Raw genomic sequence first — 7,385 nt, 5'->3', positions numbered from 1 at the left:
CGTCGACCACGGTGACAGCAGCCTCACCGTCGCCGACGTCGACTGGACACGCTTCGCCGAAGCCTTCACACTCCTGCGGCCCAGCCCGCTGCTCCACGACTTCACCGGAACAGCGAAAGCCCTGAACACCGGAGCTGCAACTGCCGTTGAGCCGGAGGTGAACGCGGGTGCCGAGGTGCGGCAGCGGTTGGCTGACGCTCCGGCCGGACAGCGTCAACGGATTCTGCTGGACATGGTCCGGGCCACGGCCGCGACCGTCCTGCGACACCGCGATCCGAACGCGATCGGAGCCGGCGAGGCCTTCAAGGACCTCGGGTTCGACTCCCTCATGGCCGTCGAGTTCCGCGATCACCTCAACCGGCTGACGGGCTTGAGCTTCCCGGTGAGTCTCGTCTTCAACTTCCGTTCGCTGCAGGCGGTGGCCGACCTGCTCCTCGCCGAGCTCATGCCGGAACCGACCACACCGGACGCCTCCGACCCCCGTGACGCCGAGATCCGTGGCGTCCTCGCCGCGATCCCGATCGAGCGACTGCGGGAGGCCGGGCTCGTGGACACGTTGCTGAAACTGGCGGAACCCACCGGCGCCGTCGAGCCCTCTTCGACCGAGAGGCTCGACTCGCTGGACGACCTGGACGCCGAAGCCCTTATCGAAATCGCGCTCGACGCCGCACGGCACGAGGCCAGTTCTGGAGAACCCAATGACCGCTGACTCGGCCAACCGAATCGTCGAAGCGCTGCGGACCTCTCTCAAAGAGGTCGAGCGGCTCCGCACCCAGAACCGGGAGATCCTGGCGGCGAACAGCGAGCCGGTCGCCATCGTCGCCATGAGCTGCCGCCTCCCCGGAGACGTCACCGACCCCGACGGGTTCTGGCGCCTGGTGAGCACAGGCAGAGACGCCATCACGGACTTCCCGGCCAACCGCGGCTGGGAACAGATCGAACGGGAGCAAGGACACGAGACCTACGCCCCCAGAGGCGGTTTCGTCCACGACGCCGACCTGTTCGACGCCGACTTGTTCGGCATCAGCCCGCGCGAAGCGCTCGCCATGGACCCGCAGCAGCGCTTGCTGCTGGAGGCTGCGTGGGAGGCGTTCGAAGCGGCGGGCGTCGACCCGCGCTCGCTCGCCGGCACGCCCACGGGGGTGTTCATCGGGGCTTCACCCTCCGGCTACGGCCTGATCGATCAGGGCTCCGAGGACGCCGAGTCGTTCGCCCTGACCGGTGGCGCCAGCAGTGTCCTGTCGGGCCGCGTGTCCTACGTCTTCGGCCTTGAAGGCCCCGCGGTGACCGTGGACACGGCGTGTTCCTCGTCGCTGGTCGCCCTGCACCTGGCCGCGCATGCACTTCGCCAGGGTGAGTGCCGTATGGCGCTGGTCGGCGGAGTGGCCGTGATGGCGACGCCCGGCTCGTTCGGCGCCTTCGCCAAGCAGGGCGGTCTCGCCTCGGACGGCCGGTGCAAGTCGTTCGCGACGGCTGCGGACGGCACCGGGTGGTCCGAGGGCGTCGGTGTGCTGCTGGTGGAGCGGCTGTCGGACGCGCGGCGCAACGGGCACAAGATTCTCGCGGTGGTGCGGGGCAGTGCGGTGAACCAGGACGGTGCGTCGAACGGTCTGTCGGCGCCGAACGGTCCGTCGCAGCAGCGGGTCATCCGTCAGGCGCTGGCGAACGCCCACCTCACGGGCGCGGACGTGGACGTGGTCGAGGCCCATGGGACTGGTACGCGGCTGGGCGACCCGATCGAGGCGGAGGCGCTCCAGCTCACCTACGGCCGGAGCCGGGGCGAGGGCGGTGAGCCGTTGTGGCTGGGGTCGGTGAAGTCGAACATCGGGCACACGCAGTCCGCGGCAGGTGTCGCGGGTGTGATCAAGATGGTCATGGCTCTGCGGCACGGTGTGCTGCCTGCGACGTTGCATGTGGACGAGCCGTCGCACCATGTGGACTGGTCGTCGGGTGCGGTGGAGCTGCTCACAGAGCCGCGTCCGTGGCCTGCGGTGGACCGTCCGCGGAGGGCAGGTGTCTCGGCCTTCGGCATCAGCGGGACGAACGCGCATGTGATTCTGGAGCAGGCCCCGGAGTCCGTCGAGGAGGAGCCGGTCGTCGAGCCGTCGGCGAGGCGCCCCGGGCTGGTGCCGTGGGTGGTGTCGGCGAAGTCGGCGGACGCGTTGCGGGCGCAGGTCGAACGGCTGCGGGTGTTCGTGGCGGACCGTCCGGAGCTGGATCCGGTGGACGTGGGCCGGTCGCTGGCGACGACGCGGGCGGCGCTGGAGCATCGTGCGGTGCTGGCCGGGAACACGACACTGGCCACGGGAGTCTCGGGCGAGGGCCGGACCGCATTCCTCTTCACCGGTCAGGGTTCGCAGCGTGCGGGTATGGGCCTGAGGCTGTACGAACACTTCCCGGTGTTCGCCGAGGCCTTTGACGCGGTGTGTACCCGGCTGGACGTTCGGCTGGAGCGGCCCCTGCGCGGGGTCCTGACCGACGGCGTCGACCTGGACCGCACCGTGTGGGCGCAAGCGGGCTTGTTCGCGTTGGAAGTCGCGTTGTTCCGGCTCGTGGAGTCGTGGGGTGTGGTCCCGGATGTGCTGCTGGGTCACTCGTTGGGTGAGATCAGCGCGGCGCATGTGGCCGGGATCCTCGACCTGGACGATGCGTGCGTCCTGGTCGCCGAGCGCGGCCGCCTGATGCAGGCGCTGCCCGCCGGCGGCGGCATGCTCGCCGTCCAGGCCACCGAAGCCGACGTCGCGAACTCCGGTCTGGACATCGCGGCGGTGAACGGCCCGAACTCCGTGGTGCTCTCCGGGACCTCCGACGCCATCGACCAGTTCGCGGCCCAATGCGCAGATCAGGGACGGCGGTTCAACGTCCTTTCGGTGTCGCACGCGTTCCACTCGGCCCTGATGGAACCGATGCTGGAGGAGTTCGCGACCGTCCTGTCCGGACTGACCTTCCACCCGGCGGAGATCCCGGTCGTCTCGAACCTCACCGGAGCCGTCGCCGAGCCCGGTTTCATGCAGCGGCCGGAGTACTGGCTGAACCAGGTGCGGCAGGCGGTGCGTTTCGCGGACGGTGTCGCGGCGCTCGACGCGATGGGCGTGACGCGGTACGTGGAGCTGGGCCCGGACGGCGTGTTGTCGGGCATGGCCCAGGAGACCGTCGGCAACGGGGTGTTCACGCCGGTGCTGCGCAAGGACCGGGACGAGGCGGAGTCCGCCTTGGGCGCGGTCAGCCGCCTGTGGACGTCCGGAGTCGACGTCGACTGGACGAAGCTGTTCGCCGACTGGGGCGGGAGGGTCGTCGACCTGCCGACGTACGTGTTCCAGCGGCAGCGTTTCTGGCCGGAGCCGGTCGTTCAGGCGGCGAGCGATGGTCTGGGCGACGCGGCGTTCTGGGATGCGGTGGAGCGTGAGGACCTGGAGGAGCTCGCGGGTCTGGAGTCGGCGTTGCCGGCCTTGTCCGAGTGGCGGCGGCGTCACCGGGAACGGTCGACCCTCGATTCCTGGCGTTACCGGGTCACGTGGAAGCCGTTGGACGGCCTGCCGCCATCGGCGGTACTGACCGGGGTGTGGGCGGTCGTCGGCACCGAGGACCCGGAGGTGTCGGCGGCGTTGGAGGCTGCGAGTGCGACCGTGGTCGGCCTCCCCGCCGAAGAAGTGTCGGGGCTCCCTGACCTGGCCGGTGTGATCCTGTCCGCGTCCGGGGTGGCGGAGACGCTCGCCGTGGTGCAGGCACTGGGTGAGGTGTCGGCGCCGCTGTGGGTGCTGACGCGTGGCGCGGTGTCCGTGGGCGGTTCGGACCGGCTCGGCAATCCGGACCTCGCGGCGGTGTGGGGTCTGGGACGGGTCGCGGCACTGGAACTCCCGCAACGCTGGGGCGGTCTCATCGACCTTCCCGAGGCCCTGGACACCCGGGCCGGTACCCGTCTTGCCGGTGTTCTGGCCGGTGGTGGTGAGGATCAGGTCGCGGTCCGTGGGTCGGGTGTGTATGGCCGCAGGCTGGCACGTGCGGTGCCGGCGGCTGTGGTCGGCGAGGGGTGGCAGCCCTCGGGCACCGTCCTGGTCACCGGCGGCACAGGCGCGCTGGGCGTGGAGGTGGCACGCTGGCTGGCCGGCAGGGGGGTGCCGCATCTGGTGCTGACCAGCCGTGCGGGCGTCGCCCCCGAGGATCTGGTGGAAGAACTGGCCGGGTTGGGCGCGAAGGTCACGGTTGCCGCCTGTGACGTGGCTGACCGGGACGCTCTGGCCGGGTTGATCGCCGGTGTTCCGGAGCGGTGGCCTCTGACCGGCATCGTGCACGCGGCCGGGGTCGTGGACACGGAGGGACTGGAGCAAACGAACGCTGCGGCGTTCGCAGACGTGGTGCGTGCCAAGACCGAGGGCACCGTGCTGCTCGACGAGCTGACCGCGGATCTGCCGCTGGATCTGTTCGTGGTGTTCTCGTCGATCGCTGCCACGTGGGGCAGCGGTGGGCAGAGTGCGTACGCGGCAGGCAATGCCTTCCTTGATGCCTGGGTGCAGCACCGTCACGACCGTGGGCTTGCGGCAACCTCGGTGGCCTGGGGCCCGTGGGCCGGAGCCGGGATGGCCACGGACCCGGAAGCGGCCCGGAGTCTGCGACGGCGTGGGTTGCTGCCGATGGATCCGGCCCTGGCGATCCGGGCCCTGGCGGCAGTGGTGGACGGCAGGGAATCCTGCGTGACCGTCGCCGACATGGACTGGTCGGTGTTCACCCCGGCCTTCACCTCCTCCCGCCCCAGCGCCCTGCTGTCCGACCTCCCCGAAGCGGCCGACGCGCTGAAGACCGTGTCCGGTGGCGCCTTGAGGGGTGGACCGGGGTCGGGTCTGCGGCAGCGCCTCATGGACGCCCCTCTCGCGGAGCGGGCCCGGATCGTGTTGGACCTGGTGCGTGAGCGGGCCGCCACGGTACTGGGACATGTGGGTGCGGAAGCGGTTGAACCCGGTAGGGCGTTCCGTGACCTCGGCTTCGACTCGCTGATGGCGGTCGAGCTGCGCAACCTGCTGACCTCGGACACCGGACTGTCGCTCCCCGCGACCCTGGTCTTCGACCATCCCAGCCCGACCGCCCTCTGCGGCCATCTGCTGTCGGAACTGGTAGGGGACGCCCAGGAGGGCGCTGCTCCGGGGGCGCGCGTCGCGGGCGCGGCGCAGGACGAGCCGGTGGCGATCGTGGGTATGGCCTGCCGCTATCCCGGTGGTGTGACGTCGCCGGAGCAGTTGTGGGAGTTGGTCGCCGCCGGGTCGGACGGGATCACTCCGTTCCCGGACGACCGCGGCTGGCCCACCGGTCTGGTCGACATAACCGCGGCGGTGGGCGGATTCGTCCACGACGCCGATGAGTTCGACGCCGCCCTGTTCGGCATCAGCCCCCGTGAAGCCCTCGCCATGGACCCCCAGCAGCGCCTGCTCCTGGAAACGGCGTGGGAGACCCTCGAATCAGCCGGCATGAACCCCCGCTCACTGCGTGGCGAGCGGGTGGGTGTGTTCGCGGGAGCGTCCTCGTCGGGATATGGCAGCAACGGTGTCGCCGGCGCCGAAGGACACCTGCTGTCGGGAACCGCGAACAGTGTGATCTCCGGCCGCCTCGCTTACGTCTTCGGGCTCGAAGGTCCGGCGATGACGGTGGACACGGCATGCTCGTCGTCCCTGGTCGCACTCCACCTGGCCGCCCAAGCCCTGCGTACCGGCGAATGCGACCTGGCACTCGCCGGCGGCGTCACGGTGATGGTCTCCCCGGGCGCGTTCGCCGAGTTCGACCGCCAGGACGGCCTCGCCTCCGACGGCCGGTGCAAGTCCTTCGCGTCGGCGGCCGACGGAACCGGCTGGGCCGAAGGCGTCGGCCTACTCCTCGTCGAACGACTCTCCGACGCCCGCCGCAACAACCACCACATCCTCGCGGTGATGCGGGGAAGCGCCGTCAACCAGGACGGCGCCAGCAACGGCCTCACCGCCCCCAACGGCCCCTCCCAGCAACGCGTCATCCACCAGGCACTCACCAACGCTCACCTGACGACTGCCGACGTCGACGTCGTCGAAGCCCACGGGACGGGAACACGTCTGGGTGACCCGATCGAGGCCCAGGCACTCCTGGCCACCTACGGCCAGAACCGTGGCGACAACCACGAACCCCTCTGGCTCGGCTCCATCAAGTCCAACATCGGCCACACCCAGGCCGCCGCCGGCATCGCGGGCATCATCAAAATGATCATGGCCATGCGGCACGGCTTCATGCCCGCCACCCTCCACGTCGACGCCCCCACCGCCCAGGTCGACTGGTCCGCGGGTGCGGTGGAACTCCTCACCGAAGCACGCGCCTGGCCCGAGACCGATGACCGGCCCCGCCGCGCCGCTGTCTCCTCCTTCGGCATCAGCGGCACCAACGCCCACGTCATCCTCGAACAGGCACCCCGCCCGGAACCGGTTCAGGAGCCTGTACAGACGTGTACTCCGGGGCTGGTGCCGTGGGTGGTGTCGGCGAAATCCGAGCCCGCACTGCAGGCGCAGGTGGAGCGGCTGCGGTCCTTCGTGGCCATGCGGCCGGAACTGGATCCGGTGGACGTCGCCCGGTCGCTGGCCACCACCCGCGCCACGCTGGATCACCGCGCAGTGCTGACCGGGGACTCGACACTCGCCACCGGTATCGCGCGAGAGGGCCTGACCGCGTTCCTGTTCACCGGCCAGGGCGCACAACGCCCGGCCATGGGACTGGAGTTGTACGAACGGTTCCCGGTGTTCGCTGAAGCCTTCGACGCTGTGTGTGCCCGGCTGGACGTTCGGCTGGAGCGGCCCCTGCGCGAGGTCCTGACCGACGGCGTCGACCTGGACCACACCGTGTGGGCGCAAGCGGGCTTGTTCGCGTTGGAAGTCGCGCTGTTCCGGCTGGTGGAGTCGTGGGGTGTGGTCCCGGATGTGCTGCTGGGTCATTCGCTGGGTGAGATCAGCGCGGCGCATGTGGCCGGGATCCTCGATCTGGACGACGCGTGCGTCCTGGTCGCGGAGCGCGGTCGGCTGATGCAGGCCCTGCCCGGAGGCGGGGGCATGCTCGCCGTCCAGGCCACCGAAGCCGATGTCGCGGACTCCGGTCTGGACATCGCGGCCGTGAACGGCCCGAACTCCGTTGTCCTGTCCGGCGATGCCGAAGCCATCGAGCACTACGCAACCCAATGCGCTGCCCGGGGCCTGCGGTTCAACGTCCTGTCGGTGTCACACGCGTTTCACTCCGCCCTGATGGAACCGATGCTGGACGAATTCGCGACCGTCCTGGCCGGCCTGACGTTCCACCCGGCCCGGATGCCAGTGGTCTCGAACCTGACCGGAGCCATAGCCGAACCCGGTGTCATGCAGGAGCCCGAGTACTGGGTGCGGCAGGTG

General features: G+C 70.1%; 2 protein-coding genes. Both read left to right on the top strand.

Annotated elements, in window-relative coordinates; genetic code table 11:
* Window positions 1–709: beta-ketoacyl reductase (locus ABZS61_RS34545; protein WP_356430418.1), on the top strand; the 709-nt coding region annotated here is incomplete at its 5' end.
* On the top strand, window positions 699–7,385 hold a 6,687-nt coding region (locus ABZS61_RS34540), incomplete at its 3' end, for a type I polyketide synthase (protein ID WP_356430415.1). The genes ABZS61_RS34545 and ABZS61_RS34540, both read left to right, overlap by 11 nt.

It is taken from the genome of Streptomyces sp. NPDC005566 (assembly GCF_040605575.1).
Taxonomy (GTDB): domain Bacteria; phylum Actinomycetota; class Actinomycetes; order Streptomycetales; family Streptomycetaceae; genus Streptomyces.
The sequence above is the reverse complement of the archived record's forward strand: the minus strand, read 5'-3'. Positions and strand labels throughout refer to the sequence as shown.